Raw genomic sequence first — 24969 nt, forward strand, 5'->3', positions numbered from 1 at the left:
TTTGTTGGGTGTGAAGCGGAAGAGGGCATACGAGAGAGGGGGCCGTCCCGTGGGCTCGGAGAGGTGTAAAAGAGACAGCCGTACGACCAGCGCGACGTGAGCATCGAGCCGCGGCGCACCTCGCCGGTCCTGCTCGGCGCCCTGGCCGTCGCCCTGGTCGCCCTCGGCGTCTGGTGGTACCAGCAGCGCGACACCACCGACACGCCGGTCGCGGGCAACCCGTCGACCGTCATCATCGAAGAGGCGCCCCCGGCGCCCGTCGCCTCGCGCGAAGCCGTCACCCCGCGCCAGGAACGCGCCCGCCCGGCGCTCGCCGACCGCAGCCCGCGCCCGCTGGCCGACAACCCGGTCCCAGCGTATCCGCGCGACGCCCTGCGCAGCGGCAGCGAAGGCCAGGTGGTGGTGAGCATCGAGGTCGGCGCCGACGGCACGCCGACCGATGTCAGCGTGGTCGAGCGCAGCGGCGACCGCGCCCTGGACCGCGCCGCCCTGCAGGCCGCGCGCCACTGGCGCTTCGAGCCGGCCATCCGCGACGGCAAGGCCGTGGCCGCGACCGTGCGCCTGCCGGTGGATTTCCGTCGCGGGTAAGGCTCACGTTTCCGCGAAGCATCCCGACTCCTGCGCGGGATGCATGAAAAAACGCGGCGAAACCGATGGGCTTCGCCGCGTTTTTGGTCCTTCTCCGAAAGGACTTTTAGTCCTTACTCCCAAGAGCGGGGAGTATCCAATCCGGATGCTTGGCTGCGGCGCTTTGGCGCGATGCCTGCTGACGGGAAGTAAAGGAGGAGGCTGCGGACGCAGGCCGCAGCCGGGGGACATGAGCGGCAGCAGGCATCGTGCCGCACCGCCACAGCCCAACTTCCCAACGCGAGCCCTCAGCCGTGCAGACCGAACCCGCAGCCCCGGGCCAGGCTGTCGAAGCCCGGGAACGAGGTCGCCACGTTGGCCACGTCCTCGATCCGCACCTCGCCGCCGGCCCTTTGCGCCGCCACCGCGAACGCCATCGCGATGCGATGGTCGCCATGGCTTTCGATCGTGCCGCCGCCCAACGCGCCCGGATGGATCGTCGCCCCGTCGGGGGTTTCGTCCACCTGCAGGCCCAGGGTGCGCAGGCCCGTGGCCATCGCCGCCAGGCGGTCGGATTCCTTGACCCGCAGCTCGGCCGCGCCGCGGACCACGGTCGGTCCGTCCGCGCAGGCCGCGGCCACGAACAGCGCCGGGAACTCGTCGATCATGTCCGGCACCAGCGCCTCGGGCACCTCGATGCCGTGCAAGGGCGCATGCCGCACCACCAGGTCGGCCACCGGCTCGCCGCCGTGGGTCGAGGGATTCTCCTCGACGATGTCCGCGCCCATCAGCCGCAAGGCCTGCAGCAGGCCGGTGCGGCGCGGGTTCAGGCCGACCGCGCGCAGCCGCAGCTGCGAGCCGGGCACGATGCTGGCCGCCACCAGGAAGAACGCCGCCGAGGAGAAGTCCGCCGGTACCGCGATGTCGGTCGCGCGCAGGCGCTGGCCGCCGCGCAACCGGGCATGCCCCGGCGAGAACTCGATCTCCACGCCGAACGCCGAAAGCATGCGCTCGGTGTAGTCGCGGGTCGGGTGCGGCTCGGTCACCGAGGTCTCGCCCTGCGCGTACAGGCCGGCCAGCAGCAAGGCCGACTTCACCTGGGCCGAGGCCACCGGCAGGGTGTAGCCGATCCCGGTCAGCACCTGGCCGCCATGGATGCGCAAAGGCGGGGTACCGTCGTCCTGCGTATCGATCTTCGCGCCCATCTGCGCCAGCGGGCCGGTGACCCGGCGCATCGGCCGCTTGGACAGCGAGGCGTCGCCGACCAGCACGCTGTCGAACGGCTGCGCCGCCAGCAGGCCCGCCAGCAGGCGCATGCCGGTGCCGGCGTTGCCGCAGTCCAGTTCGCCGTCGGCGGCCTTCAACCCGTCCACGCCCACGCCGTGCACGATCCGCCGCGACGGCGACGGGGTCTCGATGCGCACGCCCAGGCGCGAGAAGATCGCCGCGGTGGCGCGGGTGTCCTCGCCCTCGAGGAAGCCGTCGATGGTGGACACCCCGTCGGCCAGCGCGGCGAACATCACCGAGCGGTGCGAGACCGACTTGTCCCCCGGAATCTCCAGGTCGCCGCGCAGCGGCTGCCCGGCGGTTGCGACCCAATGCTGCGACGACTGCGACATCTCTGCTCCGTACCTCTCACTGCGGCCTGGCCGCTACGAATGTTTTCCCGCCCGGTTGCGCCGCCTACGGCACCGCCACCGGATACGAACCGAGCACCTTGATCTTGGCCACCCGCTCCTCCAGCTCGGCCAGTGCGCGCTTCATCGCCTCGTCCTCGACGTGCCCGGCCAGGTCGATGAAGAACGCGTATTCCCACTTGGCCTGGTGCGAGGGCCGCGACTCGATCCGGTTCATGCTGATGCCGTGCCGCGCGAACGGGCTGAGCACGTCGAACAGCGCGCCCGGCTTGTCGTGGATGAACACCAGGATCGAGGTGCGGTCGTGGCCCGACGGCGGGAACAGCTTGCGCCCGATCACCAGGAAGCGGGTGGTGTTGTCCTGGTCGTCCTGGATCGGCTGCATGATGACCTTCTTCAGGCCGTACACGTGCGCCGCGCTCTCGCCGGCGATGGCCGCCGCGTCGTCCGAGCCACGCGCCCGGCGCGCGCCCTCGGCATTGCTCGAGACCGGCACCTTCTCCGCCCGCGGCAGGTTGGAGCGCAGCCAGCCCGAGGTCTGGGCGAAGGCCTGCGGATGGGCGTAGATCCGCTCGATGTCCTCGATCCGGCCGCTGCGCGAGAGCAGGTACTGGTGCACCTTCAGCTCGACCTCGCCGCAGATCTTCAGCGGCGAGGTCAGGAACATGTCCAGGGTGACCTGGATCGTGCCCTGGCCGGAGTTCTCCACCGGCACCACGCCGAAGTCGGCGTTGCCCGCGCCCACCTCCTGGAACACCTCCTCGATGCTGGCCAGCGGCAGCCCGTGCGCCGAGCGGCCGAAGTGCTTGAGCACCGCCTGCTGGCTGAAGGTGCCTTCCGGGCCGAGGTAGCCGATCTTCAGCGGCTCCTGCTGGGCCAGGCACGCGGACATGATCTCGCGGAACACGTGCACCAGCACTTCGTCCGGCAGTGGGCCTTCATTGCGGTCCACCACCATGCGCAGGACCTGGGCCTCGCGCTCGGGCCGGTAGTAGTCCACCGCCGCGGCCAGCTTGCCCTTGGCCTGGCCGACCTGCAGCGCGAACGCGGCGCGCTGGGCGATCAGCTCCTGGATCTGGCGGTCGATGCCGTCGATCCGGGCGCGCACGTCGGCCAGCGCCGGCGCCGCCGGTTGCGCCTGGGCCGCGCGCGCCGCCGGCTTCTTCGCCGGTGCGGCGGCGGGGGCCTTGGCCTTCTTCGCCGGGGCGGCGGGGTTCTTCGGGGATGCCATCAGTGCGTTTCCGTGGTTCCTGCCGCCGGCCGCGTGGGCCGGTGGCAGCCGGCGAGCCGGCTAGGGTAGAGAGGGATCAGCCGTTGCGCCGCTGGAAATCGCGCATGAAGTCCACCAGCGCCTGCGCCGCTTCCGGCGGCAGGGCGTTGTACAGCGAGGCGCGTAGACCACCGACCGCCTTGTGGCCCTTCAGCGCCAGCAGCCCGGCGGACTTGGACTCGGTGACGAAGCGCGCGGTCAGGGTCTCGTCGGGCAGGAAGAACGGAATGTTCATCCGCGAACGCACCGCCGGCGCGACCTCGTTGCGGTAGAAGCCACCGGAGCCGTCGATCGCGCCGTATACCAGCGCGGCCTTGGCCGCGTTGCGGCGGGCGAACTCGGCCACCCCGCCCTGCTCCAGCATCCACTTCACGGTCAGCCCGAGCAGGTACCAGTTCCAGGTCGGCGGGGTGTTGAGCATCGAGTCGCGCGCCGCGTGCGAGGCGTAGGTGAAGATGTCGGCGCGCGGCTGGCCGGCGCGCTCGAGCAGTTCGCGACGCACGATCACCACCGAGATCCCGACCGGGCCGAGGTTCTTCTGCGCGCCGGCGTAGATCAGCCCGTACTTCGACACGTCCAGCGGCTCGGAGGCGATCGAGGAGCTGAAGTCGGCGAACAGCGGCGCGTTGTCGACCTGCGGCGTATCGCGGAACTCCACGCCGTGGATGGTCTCGTTGGCGGTGATGTGGACGTAGGCGGCGTCCTCGCTCAGCGACCAGGTGTCGCGCGCGGGGATGTCGCGGAAGCCGCCCGGCTCGCCGTCGGCGGCCACGTGCACGTCCACGTAGGGCCGCACCTGCTTGATCGCGGTCTTGCCCCAGTGGCCGGTGACCACGTAGTCGACCTTCTGCCCGGGCGAGGCGAAGTTCAGCGCCAGCAGGGCCTGCTGGGTGGTGGCACCGCCGGACATGAACAGCAGCGCATAGTCGTCCGGGATCGCCATCAGCGCGCGCAGGTCGGCCTCGGCCCGGGCGGCCACGGCCATGAACTCGGCGCCGCGGTGGCTCAGTTCCACGATCGACGCGCCCACCCCGTTCCAGTCCAGCATCTCGGCCTGCGCCTGGCGCAGGACCGCTTCCGGCAAGGTCGCGGGGCCGGCACTGAAGTTGTAGGCGCGCGTCATGAACCACCCGTCACGAAAGGGCCCGTAGTATGCCGCAGTGCAGCGGTTGCGGGCGCAACCGCCGGGCTTCGCGCGGCCGCCGCGGCGGACCGGGAACCGCCGCCCTCGTCCGCGGTCACAGCCTTCCGTCCCCGCAAGGAGATTCCGATGCGAACGCTCCGCCCCTTCCGCCCGCCGGCCGTCGCCGCCAGCGAGATCACCGACGAGGCGGTCTACCGCGACCGCCGCCGTCTGCTCGCCGCGCTCGCCGCCAGCCCCGTGCTCGGTGCCCTGTCCGGCTGCGCCGAGGCCGAGCCGCCTCCGCCGCCGCGGACCCCGGTGAGCACCGCCGACGCCCGCGCCGGCTTCCGCACCGGCGAGCCGTTGACCCGCTACGAGGACGTCACCAGCTACAACAACTTCTACGAGTTCGGCACCGGCAAGGACGACCCGTCGAAGGCGGCGAAGACCCTGCGGACCTCGCCCTGGACGGTGGCGGTGGACGGCGAATGCGCCCGGCCAGGGCGGATCGGGCTGGAGGACCTGGTGCGCGGCCTGGCCCCGCAGGAACGTATCTACCGCCTGCGCTGCGTGGAGGGCTGGTCGATGGTGATCCCCTGGCAGGGCGTGCCGCTGGGCGAGGTGCTGCGCCGGTTCGAGCCGACCGCCAAGGCGAAGTACGTCGCCTTCACCACCCTGGCCGACCCGCAGCAGATGCCCGGCGTGCGCTACCGCTCGATCGACTGGCCCTACCGCGAGGGCCTGCGGATCGACGAGGCCATGCACCCGCTGACCCTGCTGGCCACCGGCCTGTACGGCAAGCCCCTGCCGCAGCAGAACGGCGCGCCTTTGCGGCTGGTGGTGCCGTGGAAGTACGGCTTCAAGTCGATCAAGTCGATCGTGGCCATCCGCTTCGCCGAGAAGATGCCGGCCACCGCCTGGAACGCCCTGCAGCCGTCCGAGTACGGCTTCTTCTCCAACGTCAATCCGGACGTGGACCATCCGCGCTGGAGCCAGAAGACCGAGCGCCGGATCGCCGGCCAGGCCAGCAAGCTGTTCGCCGAAAGGATCCCGACCCGGCCGTTCAACGGCTACGCCGAGCAGGTGGCTTCGATGTACGCCGGCATGGACCTGCGCAAGTGGTTCTGAGCTTGGCCGGCCGCCGCCGCGCCCTGGCCGGATGAGCGCCGCCATCGCACGGCGGCGCGCGCCGCGCCCGGTTTCCCGCGGCCTGCTCGCAGCCAAGGCCGCGGTGCACGTCCTGGCGCTGGCGCCGGCGGCCTGGCTGGGCTGGCAGGTGGCCGAGGTCTGGCGCACCGGCAGCGACGCCCTGGGCGCCGATCCGGTGGCCGAGATCGAGCACCGCACCGGGCTGTGGGCGCTGCGCCTGCTGCTGCTCACCCTGGCCATCACCCCGCTGCGGCGGCTGAGCGGGCAGGCGGTGCTGCTGCGCTTCAGGCGCATGCTCGGGCTGTACGCGTTCTTCTACGCCTGCCTGCACCTGGGCGCCTATCTGGTGTTCGACCTGCGCGGCTACTGGACCCAGCTGTTCGAGGAGATCGTCAAGCGCCCCTACATCACCGTCGGCTTCCTGGCCTGGCTGCTGCTGGTGCCGCTGGCGCTGACCTCGACCCTGGGCTGGATGCGGCGCCTGGGCCGGCACTGGGGCCAGCTGCACCGTCTGGTCTACGCCATCGGCGTGCTGGCGGTGCTGCACTTCTGGTGGCTGGTGAAATCCGACATCCGCGAGCCGGCGCTGTATGCGGCGATCCTGGCGCTTCTGCTGGGCGCACGCGCGGTGGCGTGGTTCAGCGCGCGCCGAACCAGAGCAGGGCGCTGACCAGTCCGCCCAGCAGGAGCGCGGCCAGCAAAAGCCAGGGCAGGCGCACGCCGACGCGGGCCGGCGCTGGCGCCGGGCCGACGGCCTCGGTCGCGGCCATGGCGGGTGGCCCGGCATTGGCCTCCACCCCGGCCACCGTCGGATACTCGACCACGAAGCGATGCTGGCCGTCGAACACCAGTTGGTCGCCGGCGCACAGCACCGCGTCGCGCACCGACAGGCCGTTGACCAGGCTGCCTTCGGGCGAGCCCAGGTCGCGCAGCAGCACGTGCTCGCCCTGCCGTTCCAGCTGCGCGTGCCGGGCCGGGAAGGAAGGATCGTCGATCCGGATGTCGGCCTCGCGCGCCGAGCCGACCAGCCGCGACGGCCCGAGGGTGAAGCTGCGGCCGTGGTGCGGGCCGCCGACGCCACGCAACAGCACCCGCGGATCGCCGCCATGGTCCGTGTCCGCCGTGGCCTGCGGCGAAGGCAGGCGCGGGCGCGGCGCCTGCACCACCAGCTCCACGCCATCGGCGTAGACCGCGTCGCCGGCGCGCAGCAGGGCCATCCGCCGCACCGGGCGGCCGTTGACGTGGATGCCGCGGGCGCCGTTGGCCACCTGCAGCCACAGTCCGCGCCGGTCCATGCAGAACTGCGCCAGCAGGGCGCCCTGCGCCGCATCGCCCACGCCCAGGGTGCCGCTGGCCTGGCGCACCAGGCGGTGCACGCCCGCGGCCAGCGGGTGGTCGGGCTGCTGGCGGTTGCTGAAATGAAGGCGCAGGTCGGGCATGCGTGGCAGACTAGCAGCGCCTTCGTCGCCGGCGCCAGCGCGCGGCACGCAGGCCATCACCCATCCCATGCCGCTCCCGTCGCCGACCCGCACCGCCGGATCGGCCGCGCGGCGGCCGCCGCCATTCCAGCAAGCGTTGCAGAAGTCCCGGAGTTCCCCGCGTGTCCCGCATCGACATCGTCCATCCGCATACCCGCACGCCCGAGCAGGCCCGCCAGGCGGTCGAGGAGATCGCCGCCAAGCTGCACGAGCGCCATGGCCTGGCCACCGCCTGGGACGGCGACGCGGTCAACCTGTCCGGCACCGGCATCCAGGGCCGGGTGGAAATGCAGCCGGGCCAGGTGCGGGTGCTGGCCGAGCTGGGCTTCCTGTTCTCGGCGATGAGCGGCCTGGTCGAAGGTGAGATCCGCCGCGTGCTGCAGGAAAAGCTCGACTGAGCCAGCGGCGCGGGAGGCGCCTCACGCCTTCTTATCGTCGCCCCCGCCATGCTGGCCCGGACTCCCTGCAGAGGACCCGGGCATGAACCGCGAACACAGCACGGGCGACGCCTTCGCCAGCGCCGCCGGCCTCCAGGCCCAGGCCGGGCGCATCGCCCGCGAACTGGGCGACTCGGCCCAGCAGGTCTGGCTGGCCGGGATCGGCGCCCTGGCCCGTGCCCAGTCCGAGGGCAGCCGCCTGTTCGAGCAACTGGCCGAGGAAGGCCGCGCGGTCGGCGACGCGCCCGACGCCGCCGGCAATGCCGCCGGCCGCCTGGAAGGCCTGCGCCAGTCGCTGGACGCGGCGGTCGGCCGCGCCCAGGCCCGCGCCGGCGAGGCCTGGGACAGCGTCGGTCGCGCCTTCGAGCACAGGGTGCAGCAGGCCCTGCGGCAGATGGACGTACCGACCCGGGACGACCTGGACGCGCTCGGCGCCAGGATCGATGCGCTGACCCGCGAGCTGCAGCAGCGCAACGCCCCCAGCGTGCCGCCGGACGGGACCTGAACAGGGTGGGCACGGCGTATACGTATGCGCCGAAAGGATTGTTGCAAAGCACAATTCCGTTGCGGCAGAATCGAACCCGGCCCGCCAGTCCATACCCGGCCGTTTGCTCCCCTCCCCTCACGGCTTCTGGACTGGCGGGCCTCTTCTTTGTACAGGCGCGCGCCACCGGCGCGACGACGCAGCCTGTAACATCTCCGGCCATTCCGGGGACGCCTGCTGGGATTCGCATGACCTCCTTGATTCTGGGACTGGCCCTGGCCGTGGTGGCCGCGGTGTTGGCCCTGTTGTACCTGTGGCTGATCCGCCGCGCCGAGACCGAGAACAGCGCCGGCCTGCGCGCCCTGGCCGGATTGCGCTGGCGCGAGTTCTCCACCCTGGTGGCGCAGGCGATGCAGCGCCGCGGGTTGCGTGACGTCGGCCGCGACCTGGCCGACGAGCAGCAGCGCGGCGACGGCGGCAGCCGGATGCTGATGAGCGACGGCAGCCAGCGCTGGCTGCTGTCGTGCAAGCACGGCATGGCCTACCGCATCCAGGCCTCGCACGTCGACGAGCTGGCCGCGGAAATGGACCTGGCCGGCGCCGCCTCCGGCATGCTGCTGACCGAGGGACGGGCCGATCGCGACACCCTGGCCGCCGCCGCCCAGCGCGGCATCGAGATCATCGACAGCCGCCGGCTGTGGGCCTTGCTCAAGCCGTTCATGCCGGCCGACACCACCCGGCGCATCACCGCTGACGCCACCGCCCAGGCCAAGCGCCACAGCCTGATCGCGGTGCTGGCCTCGCTGGTGTTGGGCCTGCTGGTGGCGGTCCTTCTGCCGCAGCTGCGTGCCGGCGGCGAGAACGCACCGGCTGCGGTCCCGGCCGCCACGCAGGCCCAGGCCGCCCCGATTGCGATCACGCCCGCGCCGCCGCCGGCCGCTGCCGTGGCCGACGGCAACGCCGCGGCCAGCACGATCGAAGGCGATCCGGACGACGCCACCCTGGCCCGCTACCAGGCCGAGATCGCCCGCACCCTCTCCGCCGCGCCCGGGATCGACCGCGCCTACTGGCTGACCCGCGCCACCCTGGTGATCGACCGCACCGGCGGCGAGGACGTGGTCTGGCCGCAGGTCTGCGCCGAACTGGACCGCTACCCGCCTTTGCGCACCGTGCGCGTGCAGCTCAACCCGCGCCCCGGCAGCGACGAGGCCGTGCGCTGGCGGCAGTGCCGGACGATGTGAGGGCGACCCGGGCATCCCCGGCGAGCCTCGCGGGAAAACCGCAGCCCTGAAATCACGACGCCGGCGCTAGGCCGGCGTCGTGCGACTACGATCGCGGAACGGACCGCGGATCAGACCGGCGGGTTGGCCCCGTCGCCGGCACCTTCGCTTTCCTGTTCCTGCACCAGGACCGCGCCGCTCTCGTCCTCGTCCAGCGAGCCGTCCACGCGCTCGATCGCCTGCAGCTTCTCGCCCTCGGACAGCCGGATCAGGGTCACGCCCTGGGTGTTGCGGCTGACCACCGAGATCTCCGCGGCGCGGGTGCGCACCAAGGTGCCGCCGTCGGAGATCAGCAGCACCTCGTCGCGCCGGCTCAGCAGGACCGCCGAGACCAGGGGGCCGTTGCGCCCGGTGGTCTGGATGCCGATCACGCCCTGGGTGCCGCGGCCCTTGCGCGGGTACTCGGCCAGGCGGGTGCGCTTGCCGTAGCCGTTCTCGGTGGCGGTGAGGATGTAGGCGTCGACCTCGTCGGCGCGCTCGACCTGCACTTCCGCCGCCTCGGCCACCGCCTGCTCGGCCTCGTCGCCTTCGGCCTCGGCCACGTCGCCGGCGCTGTCGGCCACGATCAGGCCGACCACCGATTCGCCCTGCGCCAGGCGGATGCCGCGCACGCCGGTGGCGGTGCGGCCCATCGAACGCACGGTGTTCTCGTCGAAGCGCACCGCCTTGCCGTTGCTGGCGAACAGCAGGATGTCGCGGCTGCCGTCGGTCAGGCCGACCCCGACCAGGGCGTCGCCCTCGTCCAGGTTGATCGCGATCTTGCCGCGGGCCAGGCGGAAGGCGAACTCGGTCAGCGGGGTCTTCTTCACCGTACCGTTGCGGGTGGCGAAGAACACGAAACGGTCGGCGCTGTACTCGCGCACCGGCACCACCGCCTGGACCTTCTCGCCCTGCTCCAGCGGGATCCAGTTGATGATCGGCCGGCCGCGGGCATTGGAGCCGGCTTCCGGCAACTGGTGCACCGGCAGCCAGAACACCTTGCCGCTACTGGTGAAGGTCAGCAGGGTATCGTGGGTGTTGACCAGCCACAGCTGGTCGATGAAATCCTCTTCCTTGGTCGCCGCCGCGCTGCGGCCGCGGCCGCCGCGCTTCTGCGCGCGATAGGCCGACACCGGCTGGCGCTTGGCGTAACCGGCGTGCGACAGGGTCACCACCACGTCCTCCGGCGCGATCAGGTCGAGGATGTCGAGATCCTCCTCGCTGGCGCGGATCTCGCTGCGGCGCTCGTCGCCGAACTCTTCCTTCAGGTTCTGCAGCTCGGTGCGGATCACCTCGCGCAGCACGTCCGGATCCTCGAGGATCTCGATCAGGCCGCGGATGGTCTCCAGCAGCTGGCGGTACTCGTCGGTGAGCTTGTCCTGCTCCAGCCCGGTCAGGCGATGCAGGCGCATCTCCAGGATCTGCTGGGCCTGGACCTCGGTGAGGTGGTACTGGCCGTCGATGAAGCCCACGCCCTCGGGCAGGTCGTCCGGGCGCGAGGCCTCGGCACCCGCGGCGGCAAGCAACGCGCCGACCAGGCCCGGCTCCCACGTGCGGCCGAGCATGCGCTCCTTGGCCACCTGCGGGCTTTCCGAGGTCTTGATCAGTTCGATCATCTCGTCGATGTTGGCCAGCGCGACGGTCAGGCCTTCCAGCACGTGGGCGCGCGCGCGCGCCTTGCGCAGCTCGAAGATGGTCCGGCGGGTCACCACCTCGCGGCGGGGGCGCAGGAACGCGTCCAGGATCTGGCGCAGGTTGACCAGCTGCGGGCGGCCGTCGACCAGGGCCACCATGTTGATGCCGAACACCGACTCCAGCTGGGTCTGCTGGTAGAGGTTGTTGAGCACCACCTCGGCCGAGTCGCCGCGCTTGACCTCGATGTAGATGCGCATGCCGTCCTTGTCGGACTCGTCGCGCAGCTCCGAGATGCCCTCGATCTTCTTTTCCTTGACCAGCTCGGCGATCTTCTCGATCAGCCGCGCCTTGTTCACCTGGTAGGGGATCTCGGTGACGATGATCGACTCGCGGCCGTTGTCGGCCACCTCGACCTCGGCCTTGGCCCGCATGCGCACCCGGCCACGGCCGGTGCGGTAGGCCAGCTGGATGCCGCCCACGCCGTTGATGATGCCGGCGGTGGGGAAATCCGGGCCCGGGATGTGCTGCATCAGCCCGTCGATATCCAGCTCGGGATCATCGATCAGGGCCAGCAGGCCGTTCACCACCTCGGTGAGGTTGTGCGGCGGGATGTTAGTGGCCATGCCCACGGCAATGCCGGCAGAGCCATTCACCAGCAGGTTCGGGAACCGGGTCGGCATGACCGTCGGCTCCAGTTCCTTCTCGTCGTAGTTGGGCTGGAAATCGACGGTTTCCTTGTCGATGTCGGCCATCAGCTCGTGGGTCAGGCGCGACATGCGCGCCTCGGTGTAACGCATCGCCGCGGCCGAGTCGCCATCGACCGAGCCGAAGTTGCCCTGCCCGTCCACCAGCAGGTAGCGCAGCGAGAACGGCTGGGCCATGCGCACCAGGGTGTCGTACACCGACTGGTCGCCGTGCGGGTGGTACTTGCCGATGACGTCGCCGACGATGCGCGCCGACTTGTAATAGGGCTTGTTGCTGTGCGCGCCCAGTTCGTTCATGGCGAACAGGACGCGGCGGTGCACCGGCTTGAGGCCGTCGCGCACGTCGGGAAGCGCGCGGCCGACGATAACGCTCATGGCGTAGTCGAGGTAGCTGCGGCGCATCTCGTCTTCGAGGTTGACCGGGATGATTTCTTTGGCGAGATCGGTCATTCAGGACGCTTCGTTGGGGCGGATCGGCGCCCGCGCCACGGAGGCGGCGGCAGGCGTTTGCGGAACCGCGGGATTGTAGCACAACCGCGCATCCCAAGGCCCCGCATTCCACGTAGAAACAAGCACTTGTGTGTTTGCAGACGCTGCGGCCGCAGCCTCCTCCTTTACTTCCCGTCGGCAGGCATCGCACCGCACAGCTTCACGCTCATTGGCCGCCGAACGAGAGGCCGAGGTCGACGCATGCAACGGGGGTACTTCCCACGCCCGCCCAACTGTGCATACACTGTATGCACAGTATGCACAGCGGAATCCACATCTCGCAGGCGGACGCCCGTCCGATGTACGCCCAGATCATGGAGCAGATCCGGGCCCGCATCGCCACGGGCGACTGGCCAGCCGGCAAGGAACTGCCGTCGATCCGGGCACTGGCGGCCGGGCTCAGCGTCAGCGTGATCACGGTCAAGCGCGCCTACCTGGACCTGGAATCCGAGGGCCTGATCGTCACCCGCCACGGCAAGGGCTCCTTCGTCGCCGACGACGGCCACTTGGCCAGCGAACTGCAGCACCAGAAGCTGGACGAACACCTGGAAGCCGCGGCGACGATCGCACGGCAGCTGGGCCTGTCCCCCGAAGACCTGGCGGCGCGCCTGCGCCGCGCACAAAGGAAGCCCGAACCGACATGACCGCCACCCGGCACATCGAGATGCGCGGCGTCTGCAAGGCGTTCCGCTTCTTCGCCCTCCAGGATCTCTCGTTCGAACTCGAGCCGGGCCAGGTCATGGGCTTCGTCGGTCCCAACGGCGCCGGCAAGAGCACCACCCTGCGCATGGCCATGGGCATGCTGGCCGCGGACGCTGGCGAGATCCGGGTCCTCGACCAGCCGATGCCGCAGGCCCAGGCCACGGCCAAGCGCGACATAGGCTACGTCTCGGCGGACATGCGGCTGATGCCCAACGCCACCCTGGGCTGGCACATGCGGCTGGCGACCTCGATCTATCCGGAGTGGGACGCCGCTTACGCCGCGCGCCTGGTGCGACGCTTCAACCTGCGTCCGGAACAGGTGGCCCGCAGCCTCTCGCACGGCGAGCAGGTCAAGGCCGCGCTGCTGCTGGCGCTGGCCCGCCGCCCGCGCCTGCTGATCCTCGACGAGCCCAGCAACGGCCTGGACCCGGTGGCCCGGCACGAACTGCTCACCGAGTTCATGGACGTGGTCCGCGACGAGGAGCGCTCGATCCTGTTCTCCTCGCACAACACCGTGGACGTGGAACGGATCTGCGACCGGATCGTGTTCCTCGACCGCGGCCGGGTCGTGGACAGCGGCGACAAGGAGGAATTCCTGGAGCGCTGGCGCCGGATCGAGATCCAGCTGCCGGCCGGCGCGGCCCTGCCCGACATTCCCGACATCGTGGACCGTGCCGGCGACGGCCGCTTCCACACCCTCACTACCAACCGCTTCAGCGAACTGCAGCTGGCGCGGCTGGGTGCGGCCGTGGTCAACGTGCAGCGGATGAGCCTGGAAGAGATCTTCGTCGCCAACGTCATGCACCACCGGGAGGCGCGCGGCCAATGAACATCGTCGTCCGCAAGCTCGTGCTCAAGGAGCTGTACGTCAACCGCTGGATGATGGCCGGCGCCTCGGCCGGTGCCGCGCTCGCCGCCCTGGCGTGCGCCTTCGGCAAGGCCGCGTTCAACGTCGGCGCCCTGGCCTGGCTCACCGCGATCATCGCCTGCGGCGCGATGCTGGCCATCTACGGGGTGATGAACGAGCGCAAGGAACAGTCCCTGCAGTTCGTGCTCAGCCTGCCCATCTCCATCCGCCAGTACGTGCTGGCCAAGACTATCGGACTGCTGTTGTGCTACCTGGTCCCGTGGCTGGCGGCCGCGGCCGCGGCCGTCGCCCTGGTACTGCTTTCGCCGCAGATTCCCGACGGCTTCCTGCCGTACGTGGTCCTGCTGTGCGGGTTCATGCTGGCCAACTTCGCGGTGCTGCTGTGCGGGGCCCTGCAGGCGCGCTCGGAAGGCCTGGTCACCGCGGTGATCATCCTGACCAACATGGCGGTCAGCGTGTACCTGTTCACCGTGGGCGAGCTGCCCGGGATCAAGGCCCATATGTGGGGGCCGGCCCCCGTCTGGAACGGCGCGGTCATCGCCGTGCTGCTGGTCGAACTCGCCGTTCTCGCCACCGCCCTCACCCTGCCGCAACTCACCGCGGCGCGCCGCCGCGACTTCATCTAGGGATCGCATCCATGGACACCCCCGATTCCGGGCGCCTGCACGCGCTGGACGCCGTACGCGGCTTCGCCCTGCTGCTCGGGGTGGGCTTCCACGCCGCCTTGTCCTTCATGCCCGGGTGGCCGCCGGGCCTGTGGGCCATGGTCGACACCTCGCCCAGCGCGTTCCTGGGCGATGCCGCGTTCATCGCACACACCTTCAGGATGACCCTGTTCTTCTTCATCGCCGGGTTCTTCGCCCGCCTGCTGCACCAGCGCCTGGGCACCGCCGGCTTCTGCCGCAACCGCCTGCTGCGGATCGCCGTGCCGATGCTCGTGGCCTGGCCGCTGCTGTACCCGCTGATCTCGGCGGCCTGGATGGCCGGCCTGGCCAAGGCCTTCGGCGGCCAGCTGCCGCCGATGCCGGAACTGCCGAAGGTGGCGGGCGCCTTCCCGCTGGCGCACCTGTGGTTCCTGTACCAGCTGCTGCAGCTGTATGCGGTCGCCCTGCTGGTCCGGGCCGCGGTCGCGCGCTTCGACCGCGGGCAGAGACTGCGCGGCACGGTCGATGCGCTGGTCGCCGGCGCGCTCAGGTTCCCGCTGGCGGCCTTCGTGCTGGCGATCCCGGTGGCGCTGGCGCTGATGTCGCTGCCGGCGTGGTTCTACTGGTCGGGCATCCCCGCCCCGGACCAGACGGTGATCCCGCAGCCGGCGCCGCTGGTGGGCTATGGCGTGGCCTTCGGCTTCGGCTGGCTGGTGCACCGCTCCGGCGACGCGCTGGCCCTGATCGCCCGCGCCTGGCTGCCGAACCTGCTGCTGGGCGGGCTGGCCGCCGGTTGGATGCTGCTGGGCCTGCGCGCGTCGCCGATGGCGCCGCCGGGATTCCCGGCCAACCCGTTCGCCCTGCTCGACGGCGCCGCCCTGACCAAGTCCGGCTTCGCCTTCATGCACGGCGTGGCGGCGTGGGGCCTGTCGCTGGGGATCACCGGCGCCGCCCTGCGCTTCCTGTCCGGCTACAGCCCGGTCCGCCGCTACCTCGCCGACGCCTCGTACTGGGTGTATCTCGCGCACCTGCCGCTGGTGACCGCGCTGCAGGTGTGGGTGGGCCACTGGCCGCTCTCCTGGGGCATCAAGTTCCCGCTGATCCTGGCGCTGAGCCTGGCCGTGCTGTTCGCCAGCTATCACTGGCTGGTGCGGCCGACGGTCGTCGGCCAGCTGCTCAATGGCCGCAGGTACGCGCGTGGCCGCGGCTCCGCGCCGGCACCCGCGCCGGTGCCGCCTTCGCCGTCCTCGCCCCTGCCGCCGCGCGGCGGCCAGGACGACGGCCTGCCCGTGGCCGAACTGCGCGGCGTCACCCGCCGCTTCGCCGGCGTCACCGCGCTGGACCGGATCGACCTGCAGCTGCGCGCCGGCGAACTGCTGGCGGTGCTCGGGCCCAACGGCGCCGGCAAGTCCACCGCCATCGCCCTGTGGCTCGGGTTGCTCGAAGCCGACGCCGGCGAGGTCGCGCTGCTGGGCGGCCCGCCGCAGGAAAGTGCGCGCCGGCAGGGCCTGGGCGCGATGCTGCAGGACGTGGAACTGCCGCGGGAACTGAGCCCGCGCGACCTGGTGCGGCTGGCCTCCAGCTACTACGCCGATCCTCTGCCCGTCGAGGAAACCCTGCACCGCGCCGGCGTCGCCGCATTCGCCGGCCGGCCCTACGGCAAGCTCTCCGGCGGGCAGAAGCGCCTGGCCCAGTTCGCGGTGGCCATCTGCGGCCAGCCGCGGGTGCTGTTCCTGGACGAACCCACGGTGGGCCTGGACGTGCAGGCGCGCCAGGCTTTGTGGGCCAGCATCCGCGGCCTGCTCGCGGCCGGTTGCTCGGTGGTGCTGACCACGCACTACCTGGAGGAGGCCGAAGCGCTGGCCGACCGGGTCGCGGTGATCGCCAAGGGCCGGCTGGTCGCCTGCGGCAGCGTGGACGAGATGCGCGCGCTGGTGGCCCGGCGCTGGATCAGCTGCGAATCCCGGCTCACCGTCGCGCAGGTCGGCGCCTGGCCGGGCGTATTCGATGCCCGCTCCGACTGCAACCGCCTGCACCTGACCGCGCAGGATGCCGAGGCGGTGGTGCGCCGCCTGCTGGCCGAAGACCCCACCCTCGCCCACCTGGAAGTCCGCCAGGCCGGGCTCGACGAAGCATTCGACGCACTCACCCGGGAGGCCGCATGAACGCCAGGACCCTGGACCGCCCCGCCACGACGGCACCCTCGCCGCGGCGGATCGCCGCCGCCTACTTCGAGGAGATCCGCTGCGAGGCCCTGCGGCTGCTGCGCAATCCGGGCCTGGCCCTGCCGACCCTGGTCATGCCCGTGGCCTTGTATGCGCTGATCGCGCTGGTGGTCACCGGCGAGGCCACGGCGAAGGAACCGGTCACTGCGCTGTTCCTGTTCTGCGCGTTCTCGGTGATGGCGGTGAGCATGCCGGCACTGTTCGGCATCGGCGCCTCGCTGGCGATGGAGCGGGAGATGGGCATGCTGCGGCTCAAGCGCGCCCAGCCCGCGCCGACCGGATCCTGGCTGGTGGCCAAGATCGCCTGCGGCCTGGCCTTCGGCGCGATCGCCTACCTGCCCATCCTGGCCGTGGCCCTGGCCGCCGGCCGGCTGCCGCTGGAACCGGTGCGCGTCGCCGCGATGAGCGCGGCCCTGCTCGCCGGCGCCATCCCGTTCTGCGCGATGGGCCTGATGATCGGCACCCTGTTCCGCGGCAGCGCCGCGCCGGGCTACGCCAACCTCGTCTACCTGCCCGGCTGCTACCTCTCGGGGATGTTCTTCCCCTTGCCGCCGTCGATGTACTGGCAGGTGCCGGTGTGGCCTCAGTTCCACGTCGGCCAGCTGGCCATGCACGCCGGCGGCGTGCAGAAGCTGCAGTTCGAGCCGGTGTTGACCGCCGTGGGCGGCGTGGTCGGGTTCACCGTGCTGTTCAGCGCGGTGGCGATCTGGCGGCTGGCGCGCAAGGGCTGACGCCCTGGCCGCAGCGCGGCATCCCCGGCGTCAGCCGCCGAACAACGCCCGCATCTTCGCCGTGTCCGGGCGCTCGACCACGCCCTTCTCGGTCACGATCGCGTCGATCAGAGTGGCGGGGGTGACGTCGAACACGGGGTTCCAGGCGGCGATGCCCTCGGCCACGGTGCGCACTCCGCCCACCCCGTACAACTCTCCGGGATCGCGCTGCTCGATCTCGATCGCCTCGCCGTCGGCCGTGTCCAGGTCCACCGTGGACGACGGCGCGGCGACCATGAACTTCACCCCGTGGTGGCGGGCGGCGATCGCCAGCTGGTAGGTGCCGATCTTGTTGGCGGTGTCGCCGTTGGCGCAGATCCGGTCGGCACCGACCACCACCCACTGCACCGCGCCGGTCTTCATCAGGTGCGCGGCGGCCGAATCGGCGATCAGGGTGGCGTCGATGCCGTCCTGCTGCAGCTCCCACACGGTCAGGCGCGCGCCCTGCAGCCACGGCCGGGTCTCGCCGGCGTAGACCCGGGCGATCCGGCCCTCGGCCATGCCGGCGCGGATCACACCCAGCGCGGTGCCGAAGCCGGCGGTCGCCAGCGAACCGGTGTTGCAGTGGGTGAGCACGCCGCTGCCCGGCGCCACCAGGGCCGCGCCCAGCGCGCCCATGCGGCGGTTGGCGGCCAGGTCCTCGTCGGCGATCGCCTGGGCCTCGCGCTCGAGCAGCTGCTTCCAGTCGGCGCCGGCGGTGGCCAGGACCCGGCGCATCCGCGCCAGCGCCCAGGCCAGGTTGACCGCGGTCGGGCGCGCGGCGTTGAGCCTTTGCAACGCCGGCTCCAGCTGCTGCAGCGCGCCGGCGCCGTCGGCGGCCTCGACCGCGCGCCCGGCCAGGACCACGCCCCAGGCCGCAGCGATGCCAATGGCGGGGGCGCCGCGCACGGTGAGCTCGCGGATCGCCTGGGCGACCGCGTCGCTTTCGTGGCAGGCCACGTGCTCGACCGCGAACGGCAACTTGCGTTGGTCCAGCAGTTCCAGCGCCTGGCCGGTCCACAGGATCGGGCGGATATGGTCGTAGCGGTCGAAGTCGAAGGCGGTATCCATGCGCGCATTCTAACCGGCGTGTGTTGCAGGACCGGTGGCGGCCATCCCTGCAGGAATGGCTACGGCAGGGCGAATTCGGCGCGGCAGCCGTGGTCGACCCAGACGCCGTCGCGTTCCCAGCCCCAGCTCTCGCCCTGTTCGCAGGTCATGCCGGACAGCTGCCGGACCAGGATCACCTTGCCGTCGCCGACGCTGGCGCCACAGAAACGCTTGAGCCTTCCCTTCGATTCGCAGGTCAGCAGCCGCGGCCCGGGCGGGAAGCCGCCCTCGCGCGCGCCGACCTCGAACTCGCCCTTGCAGCCGCGCGCGACCCAGACCTCGTTGCGGCCGGCGCCCCAGGTCTCGCCCTGCCGGCACGGCAGGCTCGAGAGCTGGCGCAGCAGGCGCACCGGCGCGCCGCGCAGGTTGACCGCGCAGCTGGTCAGGCTGCCGCGCCCGGACTCGCAGCGGATCACGTGGCGGGTGACACCGGTCACCTGGCCGCGGCCGCGGAACTCGGCGCGACAGCCGCGCGCGACCCACACGCCCTGCGTGTCCACGCCCCAGTCCACTTCACGGATGCAGGCGTTCTCCGAGAGCTGGCGGACCAGGTCCACGCCGCTGGAGGTGTCCATCGGGCACTGCACCCGGCGCAGGTCTTCCGATTCGCAGCGCACCACCGCATCGGCCGCCGGCGCCGGCGCGGGTTCCGTCCCGGCGAACGCCGCGGTCCAGGCGCAGGCCAGCGCAATGCCGCCCGCGACCCGCGCCAGCCGGAACCCGAACGCACCCGTCATCGAACCGCCTTCGACCCGCATCGCATCGCCCCCTGTCAGGTTCCGCGTCACCGGATTCTCACCCGGCGCCGGCAAGGCATGGTGAATGCAAACCCATCCGTTCAGGCCCGGGCGAAGTCGAAGGCGAGCACGTCGGCGATCCGGTCGGTGCCGGCCAGCGCCATCAGCAGCCGCTCCACGCCCAGGGCCACCCCGGCGCAGTCGGGCATGCCCGCGGCCAGCGCCGCCAGCAGGCGCTCGTCCAGCGGCGGGCGCACCCCGCCGCGCGTTTCGCGCCCGCGGTTGTCGCGCTCGAAGCGGGCGCGCTGCTCGTCCGGATCGGTCAGCTCGTGGTAGCCGTTGGCCAGCTCGAAGCGGCCCAGGTACAGCTCGAAGCGCTCGGCCACCGCCGGCCCCTCTTCGCCCGGCGCCGGCATGCGGAGCTTCGCCAGCGCGCACTGGCTGGCCGGCCAGTCGTGGACCACGGTGATCCGGTCGGCGGGGAAATGCGGCTGGATCCGGTGGGTCATCAGCAGGTCGAGCCAGTCGTCGCGGCCCAGGCCTTCGGCGTCGATGCCGACGTCGGCCAGCGGCGCGCGCAGCTGGGCCTCGTCGGCGAGGAAAGGATCCACGCCCGCGCCCCGCACGAACAGCTCGCGATAGCTGGTGGACACTACCTCGGCCCGGCGCCCGGCCAGGGCCAGCGCCTGCTGCACCAGCTCGACCGTTTCTTCGGCCAGGCGCAGGTGGTCCCAGCCGACCCGGTACCACTCCAGCATCGTGAACTCGGGATTGTGGCGGCCGCCGGCCTCGCCGTTGCGGAACACCCGGCCGAGCTCGTAGCAATCGCCGATGCCGGCCGCGAGCAGGCGCTTGATCGGGTATTCGGGTGAGGTGCGCAGCCAGCGCTGCGGCGATCCGGCATCGCGGTGGCCGCTGAAGCCGGTGCTGAAGCTGTCGATGTTCGGCTCGGTGTTGCCGGCCTCCGACAGCACCGGCGTCTCCACTTCCAGCACGCCGCGCGCGGCGAAGAACTCGCGCACCAGCGCGTACACCTTGGCGCGCAGGCGCAAGGCCTCCAGCCCGGCGCTCGGGCCCCAATCGCCGGCGTTCAAGAATGACGCTCCAGGAAAGCCAGCAGCTTCGCCTCGTCCCAGACCTCGATGCCCAGTTCCTCGGCCTTGGCCAGCTTGGAACCGGCCGCCTCGCCCGCGACCACAAAGCTGGTCTTCTTCGAGACGCTGCCGGCGGCCTTCGCGCCCAGCGCCTCGAGCCTGTCCTTGGCCTCGTCGCGGCCCATCGCCGACAGCGTGCCGGTCAGGACCACGGTCTTGCCTTCGAGCGGGCCGGCGGCCTGCGCCGGGCGTGCCGGCAGGCGCGCGCGCAGTTCGGCCTGGGCCTGGGCGCCGCGCAGCAGAACGCCGGCATGGGCCTCGTCCTCCAGCCAGGCGACCAGGGCGTTGGCGGTCTCGGCCGGCAGCCCGGCGGTGACCAGATTGTGCACCGGCGCGTCCAGCAGGGCCTGGGCATCGGCGAAAGCGGTGCCGAGCTGGGCGGCGCGGATCGCGGTGACCTTGGGGATCTCCAGGTCGACCAGCAGGGTGGCCAGATCCAGGGCCTCGCCCAGCTTCGGGTGCGGCGGGTGGCTGTCGCCGATCCGCACCCCGCGCTCGAGCAGACGGTCGATCACCTGCTGGTTGCCCGGCTGGTCGAGGAAATGCCCCAGCGCGCGCGCCACCTCGCCGCCGATGTCGGGCACGCGCTTGAACAGCGGCCACGGCAGCCGACGGATCAGCTCCAGGTCGCCGAACCACTGCGCCAGCGCCTTGGCCGTGCTCTCGCCGACGTGCTCGATGCCCAAAGCGAACAGGAACCGCGCCAGGGTGGTGTCGCGGCTGCGGTCGATGGCCTCGATCAGGTTGTCGGCCCACTTGCTGGCGACCTTTCCGGCTTTCACCCCGCTTTTGGCAAGAGCGGCGGGAGTGGTACCGTCCCTTTCGTCCGCGCGCCGCTTCATCTCCAGCAGATCCTCGATCGTGAGCCGGTACAGGTCGGCCACGTCCTGCAGGTAGCCGAGCTCGGACAGCGATTCGATGTAGCGCTCGCCCAGGCCGTCGATGTCCATGGCCCGGCGCGAGGCGAAGTGGAACACCGACTGCACCCGTTGCGCCGGGCAGCTCAGCTCGCCCGAGCAGCGCCACACCGCCGCGCCATCCTCGCGCACCACCTCGGCGCCGCAGACCGGGCAGACCATCGGCATCGACCACGGCTGCGCATCCGGCGGCCGGCGGTCGGCGACGACCTGCACCACCTCCGGGATCACGTCGCCGGCGCGGCGCACGATCACCGTGTCGCCGGCGCGCACGTCCAGGCGGGCGACGTGGTCGGCGTTGTGCAGGGTGGCGCGGGTCACCGTGACCCCGCCGACCTGCACCGGCTGCATCAGCGCCCAGGGCGTGACCGCGCCGGTGCGGCCGACGTTGACTTCGATCGACTCGACCACCGTGGTCTGCTCCTGGGCCGGGAACTTGTGGGCGATGGCCCAGCGTGGTGCGCGCGAGACGAAGCCCATCTCGCGCTGGCCGGCGTAGTCGTCCAGCTTGTAGACCACCCCGTCGATGTCGAACGGCAGGCCGTCGCGCGCTTCGCCGATGCCGCGGTAATAGCCGAGCAGGCCCTCGACCCCGTGCACCACCGTGGCCAGTTCGCTGACCGGGAATCCCCACTCGCGCAGCCGGGCCAGGGTGCCGGAATGGGTGTCCGGCAGGGTCCCGCCCTCGACCTGGCCGATGCCGTAGGCGAAGAAGCTCAGCGGCCTGCGCGCGGTCAGGGTCGGATCAATCTGGCGCAGCGAACCGGCCGCGCCGTTGCGTGGGTTGGCCAGGACCTTGCCGCCGTGCAGGCGCGCCTGCTCGTTCCAGCGCTCGAAGTCGGCGCGGGCCATGTAGACCTCGCCGCGCACCTCCAGCACCTGCGGCCAGCCGCGGCCTTGCAGCGCGTGCGGGATCGCCGCGATCGTGCGCAGGTTGGCGGTGACGTCCTCGCCGGTGGCGCCATCGCCGCGGGTCGCGCCCCGCACGAACGCGCCGTCCTCGTAGCGCAGGCTGATCGCCAGGCCGTCGAGCTTGGGCTCGGCCGAGAACGCCAGGTCCTCGCGGTCCAGGCGCTCGCGGATGCGGCGGACGAAATCGGCCACCTCCTCGTCGTCGAAGGCGTTGCCCAGCGACAGCATCGGCACCGCGTGCACCACCGGCGGGAAGCGCCCGGCCGGGGCCGCGCCGACCTTGCGGGTGGGCGACTCGGTACTGGCCAGTTGCGGATGCGCCGCTTCCAGCGCCTCCAGCTCGCGCACCAGCGCGTCGTACTCGGCGTCGGTGATGTCCGGTGCGTCCAGTCCGTGGTAGCGGCGGTTGGCGTCCTCGATGCGGGCGCGCAGCTCGGCGACGCGGGAGGCGGGATCGGAAGCGTGCTGGGGTTGCGGACTCATGCGCCGATTTTACCCGGCGGTTGCCGGCCGGCCGCGTGAGGGCGTAGCGTGCCGTGTCCTTCCCGCCGCCCGACCCCATGGCCCTGCCCCTCAGCCGCCGCCACTTCCTCGGCCTGTCGGCCTGCAGCCTGGCCACCGCCGGACTGGCGCCCCTGCTGGGTGCCGGTGGCCAGGCCCGGGCCCAGCAGCTGCCGCCGACCGTGCCCGGCATGGATGCCGCCGACGCGGTGCTGCTGAACTACAACGAGAACCCGCTCGGCCCTTTCCCCGAGGCGCGCGAAGCGGCGCTGGCGGCGATGGGCCGCGCCAACCGCTACCTGTTCGGCCTGCAGCGCGAGTTCACCGCGCTGTTCGCCACCCAGAACGGCCTGGGCGAAGACCAGGTCGCCGGCTACTGCGGCTCCGGCATCGCCCTGGACGGCGCGGCGCTGGCGTTTTGTTCGCCGCAGGCCGGCCTGGTCACCGCCGACCCCACCTTCGAGTCGCTGGCGCAGATGGCCGGCGCCCACGGCACGCCGGCGCGGCGCGTACCCCTGCGCGCCGATGGCGCCCACGACGTGCAGGCCATGGCCCGGGCCGCCGCGGAAACGCGGGCCGGCCTGATCTACGTCTGCAACCCGAACAATCCCACCGGCTCGATCACCCCGCGCGCCGACATCGACTGGCTGCTGGCGCACAAGCCGGCCGGCAGCGTCCTGCTGATCGACGAGGCGTACATCCACTACAGCGACGAGCCGGACACCCTGGACCTGGTCCGCGCTGGCGCCGACGCGATCGTGCTGCGCACCTTCTCCAAGATCTACGGCATGGCCGGCCTGCGCCTGGGCCTGGCCGCGGCCCGGTCGGACTTGCTGCAGAAGCTGCTGCTGTCCGGCGCCAACAGCCTGCCGGTGCCGAGCGTGGCCGCCGGCATCGCCAGCCTGGAGCACCCTGCGCACCTGGCCGCGCGCAAGGCGGAGAACACCCGCCTGCGCGAGGCGACCGTCGCCTGGCTGGCCGCACGCGGCCACGCCTGCCTGCCCAGCCAGGCCAGCTGCTTCATGGTCGACGTCAAGGGCGACGGCAAGGCCTTCACCGCCGCGATGGCCCGGCACAGGGTGTTCGTCGGCCGCAGTTGGCCGGCGCTGCCTAGCCACGTGCGGATCACGGTAGGGACGGACGCGGAGATGGCGCGCTTCCGGGAAGCGTTCGTGCAGGTCGTGTCGGGCGCGTAGGGACGCCTCTCGCGGTTGCGTCGATTTTTGTAGGAGCCGGTCTTGCCGGCGACCGTGGAGGCGGACGCATCAATGGCAGCCGGTTTCACGCAGACGCATCCGCCATGGCGGTCGCCGGCAAGACCGGCTCCTACAGGGTGAAGCAAAGTCGCTGAGTCCCCGCCTGCGCGGGGACGACGGGCCATAGAAGTCCCAAACCCACCGCGCGCAGAAGAAGCGGCGGACCAGTTATGGCCTCCCGCTCACCAGCGCGGCGGCTTGCTCAGCGGCGGCGCCTCGTGCTGGCGGTCGTAGGCGCGCAGCTCGTCGCGGATGTGGGCGATGCGCTGCCGGCCCAGGGCATTGCGGCTGTCGTCCAGGACCACGCCCTCCAGCAGTTCGGCCATGCGCTGCACCGTCGGCAGCATCTTCTCCCAGGCGTCCAGCGCCGGCACCGGCGCCGGCAGGGTCAGGAAGAAGGCGACCGCCGGGGTCTCCAGCTCGCGGATGTGGGCCATGTCGAAACTGCCCGGCTTGATGATGCTGGCCATGCTGAACACCGGCCCGCGTTCCGGATGGCCTTCCAGCAGGCGGTGGAACACGTTCATGTGGCCGAAGACCATGCCGGTCTTCTCCGCCGCCACCACGATGTCCTCGCCGCGCAGGGTGGCGCCGGCGCGGGCGGCCACGTACAGCGAGACGATCTTGTCGAAGTCCTGGTTCTCGCGCCGGCCCAGGCTGTTGCCGGCGCCGGGCGCGGGTTCGTCCGCCAGGCCCAGGCCCGGCTGGGAGACGCCCTCGCCGCTGTAATCGCCCTCGCCGGCCGGGTCAGCGCCCGCGGCGCCGTCGTCCAGCGCCGGTTCGCGCCGGGCGCGGCCGTACTCGGGGGTCATCGCCGGCGATTCGCGGCGGCGGCCCTGCTGCTCCCTGCGCGGGCGGCCGAACCACAGGATGCCTGCGATCAGCAGCAGGCCTGCGGCCAGGATGCCGATGCGCAGCCAGGCGATGTCGGACATGGAACGCGTCTCCGCCGTATCGGATGG

General features: G+C 71.6%; 22 protein-coding genes and 1 pseudogene. 13 read left to right on the top strand and 10 right to left on the bottom strand.

Annotated elements, in window-relative coordinates:
- The first annotated feature begins 96 nt into the window (after window positions 1-96).
- Window positions 97-588 (top strand): energy transducer TonB, encoded by a 492-nt coding sequence (locus CSC62_RS05995; protein WP_162405269.1) that lies wholly within the window; start codon window positions 97-99, stop codon window positions 586-588.
- A 287-nt stretch (window positions 589-875) separates the two neighbouring features.
- On the opposite strand, the gene aroA is transcribed toward CSC62_RS05995, so the two are convergent.
- The 3 genes from aroA to serC all read right to left on the bottom strand — a co-directional run bounded on the left by aroA (window position 876) and on the right by serC (window position 4597).
- Entirely contained in the window at window positions 876-2186 is a 1311-nt protein-coding gene (gene aroA, locus CSC62_RS06000) for a 3-phosphoshikimate 1-carboxyvinyltransferase (protein ID WP_162405270.1), read from the bottom strand.
- A gap of 64 nt (window positions 2187-2250) precedes the next feature.
- Window positions 2251-3435, bottom strand: coding sequence for a prephenate dehydratase (pheA, locus tag CSC62_RS06005; protein ID WP_162405271.1), 1185 nt, complete (start codon window positions 3433-3435; stop codon window positions 2251-2253).
- Window positions 3436-3511: 76 nt separating this feature from the next.
- Window positions 3512-4597, bottom strand: a complete 1086-nt coding sequence (gene serC, locus CSC62_RS06010) for a 3-phosphoserine/phosphohydroxythreonine transaminase (RefSeq protein ID WP_162405272.1) — start codon at window positions 4595-4597, stop codon at window positions 3512-3514.
- 147 nt (window positions 4598-4744) lie between these two features.
- On the opposite strand from serC, the gene msrP reads away from it, so the two are divergent.
- Entirely contained in the window at window positions 4745-5725 is a 981-nt protein-coding gene (gene msrP, locus CSC62_RS06015; RefSeq protein WP_162405273.1) for a protein-methionine-sulfoxide reductase catalytic subunit MsrP, read from the top strand.
- A 31-nt stretch (window positions 5726-5756) separates the two neighbouring features.
- Complete coding sequence (gene msrQ / locus CSC62_RS06020; protein ID WP_162405274.1) at window positions 5757-6416, top strand: protein-methionine-sulfoxide reductase heme-binding subunit MsrQ; 660 nt, start codon at window positions 5757-5759, stop codon at window positions 6414-6416.
- Here the strand turns inward: msrQ and CSC62_RS06025 are convergent.
- Window positions 6385-7185, bottom strand: a complete 801-nt coding sequence (locus CSC62_RS06025) for an FHA domain-containing protein (RefSeq protein ID WP_162405275.1) — start codon at window positions 7183-7185, stop codon at window positions 6385-6387. The two genes, msrQ and CSC62_RS06025, sit on opposite strands and share 32 nt — an antisense overlap.
- Before the next feature lie 161 nt (window positions 7186-7346).
- Between CSC62_RS06025 and CSC62_RS06030 the strand changes: the two genes are divergently transcribed.
- The 3 genes from CSC62_RS06030 (at window position 7347) to CSC62_RS06040 (ending at window position 9386) form a co-directional block, all read left to right on the top strand.
- Window positions 7347-7622 carry a polyhydroxyalkanoic acid system family protein gene (locus CSC62_RS06030; RefSeq protein ID WP_162405276.1) on the top strand — a complete coding sequence of 92 codons (276 nt, stop codon included), beginning with the start codon at window positions 7347-7349 and terminating at the stop codon, window positions 7620-7622.
- A gap of 82 nt (window positions 7623-7704) precedes the next feature.
- On the top strand, window positions 7705-8166 hold the full coding sequence (locus CSC62_RS06035; RefSeq protein ID WP_162405277.1) for a phasin family protein: 462 nt from the start codon (window positions 7705-7707) through the stop codon (window positions 8164-8166).
- Window positions 8167-8393: 227 nt separating this feature from the next.
- Complete coding sequence (locus CSC62_RS06040) at window positions 8394-9386, top strand: restriction endonuclease (protein ID WP_162405278.1); 993 nt, start codon at window positions 8394-8396, stop codon at window positions 9384-9386.
- A 110-nt stretch (window positions 9387-9496) separates the two neighbouring features.
- On the opposite strand, the gene gyrA is transcribed toward CSC62_RS06040, so the two are convergent.
- Entirely contained in the window at window positions 9497-12193 is a 2697-nt protein-coding gene (gene gyrA / locus CSC62_RS06045) for a DNA gyrase subunit A (RefSeq protein WP_162405279.1), read from the bottom strand.
- Window positions 12194-12531: 338 nt separating this feature from the next.
- Between gyrA and CSC62_RS06050 the strand changes: the two genes are divergently transcribed.
- From CSC62_RS06050 to CSC62_RS06070, 6 genes and pseudogenes are all read left to right on the top strand, one after another.
- Window positions 12532-12876: a GntR family transcriptional regulator gene (locus CSC62_RS06050; RefSeq protein ID WP_246194236.1), complete on the top strand. Its 345-nt coding sequence runs from the start codon at window positions 12532-12534 to the stop codon at window positions 12874-12876.
- Complete coding sequence (locus CSC62_RS06055; RefSeq protein WP_162405280.1) at window positions 12873-13763, top strand: ABC transporter ATP-binding protein; 891 nt, start codon at window positions 12873-12875, stop codon at window positions 13761-13763. Before CSC62_RS06050 ends, CSC62_RS06055 begins: the two co-directional genes overlap by 4 nt.
- Entirely contained in the window at window positions 13760-14428 is a 669-nt protein-coding gene (locus CSC62_RS06060) for an ABC transporter permease (RefSeq protein ID WP_162405281.1), read from the top strand. The genes CSC62_RS06055 and CSC62_RS06060 overlap by 4 nt, the downstream gene beginning before the upstream one ends.
- An 11-nt stretch (window positions 14429-14439) precedes the next feature.
- Window positions 14440-15567, top strand: a pseudogene (locus tag CSC62_RS18005) (acyltransferase family protein); the annotation flags it as partial.
- Window positions 15568-15729: 162 nt separating this feature from the next.
- Entirely contained in the window at window positions 15730-16611 is an 882-nt protein-coding gene (locus tag CSC62_RS18010) for an ABC transporter ATP-binding protein (RefSeq protein WP_246194244.1), read from the top strand.
- Window positions 16608-17402 carry an ABC transporter permease gene (locus tag CSC62_RS06070; RefSeq protein WP_162405283.1) on the top strand — a complete coding sequence of 265 codons (795 nt, stop codon included), beginning with the start codon at window positions 16608-16610 and terminating at the stop codon, window positions 17400-17402. Before CSC62_RS18010 ends, CSC62_RS06070 begins: the two co-directional genes overlap by 4 nt.
- 30 nt (window positions 17403-17432) lie before the next feature.
- Here the strand turns inward: CSC62_RS06070 and mtnA are convergent, their stop codons facing one another.
- The 4 genes from mtnA to ligA form a co-directional block, all read right to left on the bottom strand.
- Window positions 17433-18491, bottom strand: a complete 1059-nt coding sequence (mtnA, locus tag CSC62_RS06075; RefSeq protein ID WP_162405284.1) for an S-methyl-5-thioribose-1-phosphate isomerase — start codon at window positions 18489-18491, stop codon at window positions 17433-17435.
- A 59-nt stretch (window positions 18492-18550) separates the two neighbouring features.
- Window positions 18551-19267 carry a DUF3011 domain-containing protein gene (locus CSC62_RS06080; protein WP_162405285.1) on the bottom strand — a complete coding sequence of 239 codons (717 nt, stop codon included), beginning with the start codon at window positions 19265-19267 and terminating at the stop codon, window positions 18551-18553.
- Window positions 19268-19368: 101 nt separating this feature from the next.
- Window positions 19369-20361 carry an EF-P lysine aminoacylase EpmA gene (gene epmA, locus CSC62_RS06085; RefSeq protein WP_162405286.1) on the bottom strand — a complete coding sequence of 331 codons (993 nt, stop codon included), beginning with the start codon at window positions 20359-20361 and terminating at the stop codon, window positions 19369-19371.
- Window positions 20358-22733 (bottom strand): NAD-dependent DNA ligase LigA, encoded by a 2376-nt coding sequence (gene ligA, locus CSC62_RS06090; RefSeq protein ID WP_162405287.1) that lies wholly within the window; start codon window positions 22731-22733, stop codon window positions 20358-20360. Before ligA ends, epmA begins: the two co-directional genes overlap by 4 nt.
- A gap of 77 nt (window positions 22734-22810) precedes the next feature.
- On the opposite strand from ligA, the gene CSC62_RS06095 reads away from it, so the two are divergent.
- Entirely contained in the window at window positions 22811-23947 is a 1137-nt protein-coding gene (locus tag CSC62_RS06095) for a pyridoxal phosphate-dependent aminotransferase (protein WP_162405288.1), read from the top strand.
- 242 nt (window positions 23948-24189) lie between these two features.
- Here the strand turns inward: CSC62_RS06095 and zipA are convergent, their stop codons facing one another.
- Entirely contained in the window at window positions 24190-24942 is a 753-nt protein-coding gene (zipA, locus tag CSC62_RS06100; RefSeq protein ID WP_162405289.1) for a cell division protein ZipA, read from the bottom strand.
- Window positions 24943-24969: the final 27 nt, after the last annotated feature.

It is taken from the genome of Pseudoxanthomonas jiangsuensis (assembly GCF_010093185.1).
Lineage (GTDB): Bacteria > Pseudomonadota > Gammaproteobacteria > Xanthomonadales > Xanthomonadaceae > Pseudoxanthomonas > Pseudoxanthomonas jiangsuensis.

Bases quoted from the DNA above. Each gene is read 5' to 3' on its own strand.
- aroA (WP_162405270.1), bottom strand. From the start codon at position 2,186: ATGTCGCAGTCGTCGCAGCATTGGGTCGCAACCGCCGGGCAGCCGCTG.
- pheA (WP_162405271.1), bottom strand. From the start codon at position 3,435: ATGGCATCCCCGAAGAACCCCGCCGCCCCGGCGAAGAAGGCCAAGGCC.
- serC (WP_162405272.1), bottom strand. From the start codon at position 4,597: ATGACGCGCGCCTACAACTTCAGTGCCGGCCCCGCGACCTTGCCGGAA.
- msrP (WP_162405273.1), top strand. From the start codon at position 4,745: ATGCGAACGCTCCGCCCCTTCCGCCCGCCGGCCGTCGCCGCCAGCGAG.
- msrQ (WP_162405274.1), top strand. From the start codon at position 5,757: ATGAGCGCCGCCATCGCACGGCGGCGCGCGCCGCGCCCGGTTTCCCGC.
- CSC62_RS06025 (WP_162405275.1), bottom strand. From the start codon at position 7,185: ATGCCCGACCTGCGCCTTCATTTCAGCAACCGCCAGCAGCCCGACCAC.
- CSC62_RS06035 (WP_162405277.1), top strand. From the start codon at position 7,705: ATGAACCGCGAACACAGCACGGGCGACGCCTTCGCCAGCGCCGCCGGC.
- CSC62_RS06040 (WP_162405278.1), top strand. From the start codon at position 8,394: ATGACCTCCTTGATTCTGGGACTGGCCCTGGCCGTGGTGGCCGCGGTG.
- gyrA (WP_162405279.1), bottom strand. From the start codon at position 12,193: ATGACCGATCTCGCCAAAGAAATCATCCCGGTCAACCTCGAAGACGAG.
- CSC62_RS06050 (WP_246194236.1), top strand. From the start codon at position 12,532: ATGTACGCCCAGATCATGGAGCAGATCCGGGCCCGCATCGCCACGGGC.
- CSC62_RS06055 (WP_162405280.1), top strand. From the start codon at position 12,873: ATGACCGCCACCCGGCACATCGAGATGCGCGGCGTCTGCAAGGCGTTC.
- CSC62_RS06060 (WP_162405281.1), top strand. From the start codon at position 13,760: ATGAACATCGTCGTCCGCAAGCTCGTGCTCAAGGAGCTGTACGTCAAC.
- CSC62_RS06070 (WP_162405283.1), top strand. From the start codon at position 16,608: ATGAACGCCAGGACCCTGGACCGCCCCGCCACGACGGCACCCTCGCCG.
- mtnA (WP_162405284.1), bottom strand. From the start codon at position 18,491: ATGGATACCGCCTTCGACTTCGACCGCTACGACCATATCCGCCCGATC.
- CSC62_RS06080 (WP_162405285.1), bottom strand. From the start codon at position 19,267: ATGACGGGTGCGTTCGGGTTCCGGCTGGCGCGGGTCGCGGGCGGCATT.
- ligA (WP_162405287.1), bottom strand. From the start codon at position 22,733: ATGAGTCCGCAACCCCAGCACGCTTCCGATCCCGCCTCCCGCGTCGCC.
- CSC62_RS06095 (WP_162405288.1), top strand. From the start codon at position 22,811: ATGGCCCTGCCCCTCAGCCGCCGCCACTTCCTCGGCCTGTCGGCCTGC.
- zipA (WP_162405289.1), bottom strand. From the start codon at position 24,942: ATGTCCGACATCGCCTGGCTGCGCATCGGCATCCTGGCCGCAGGCCTG.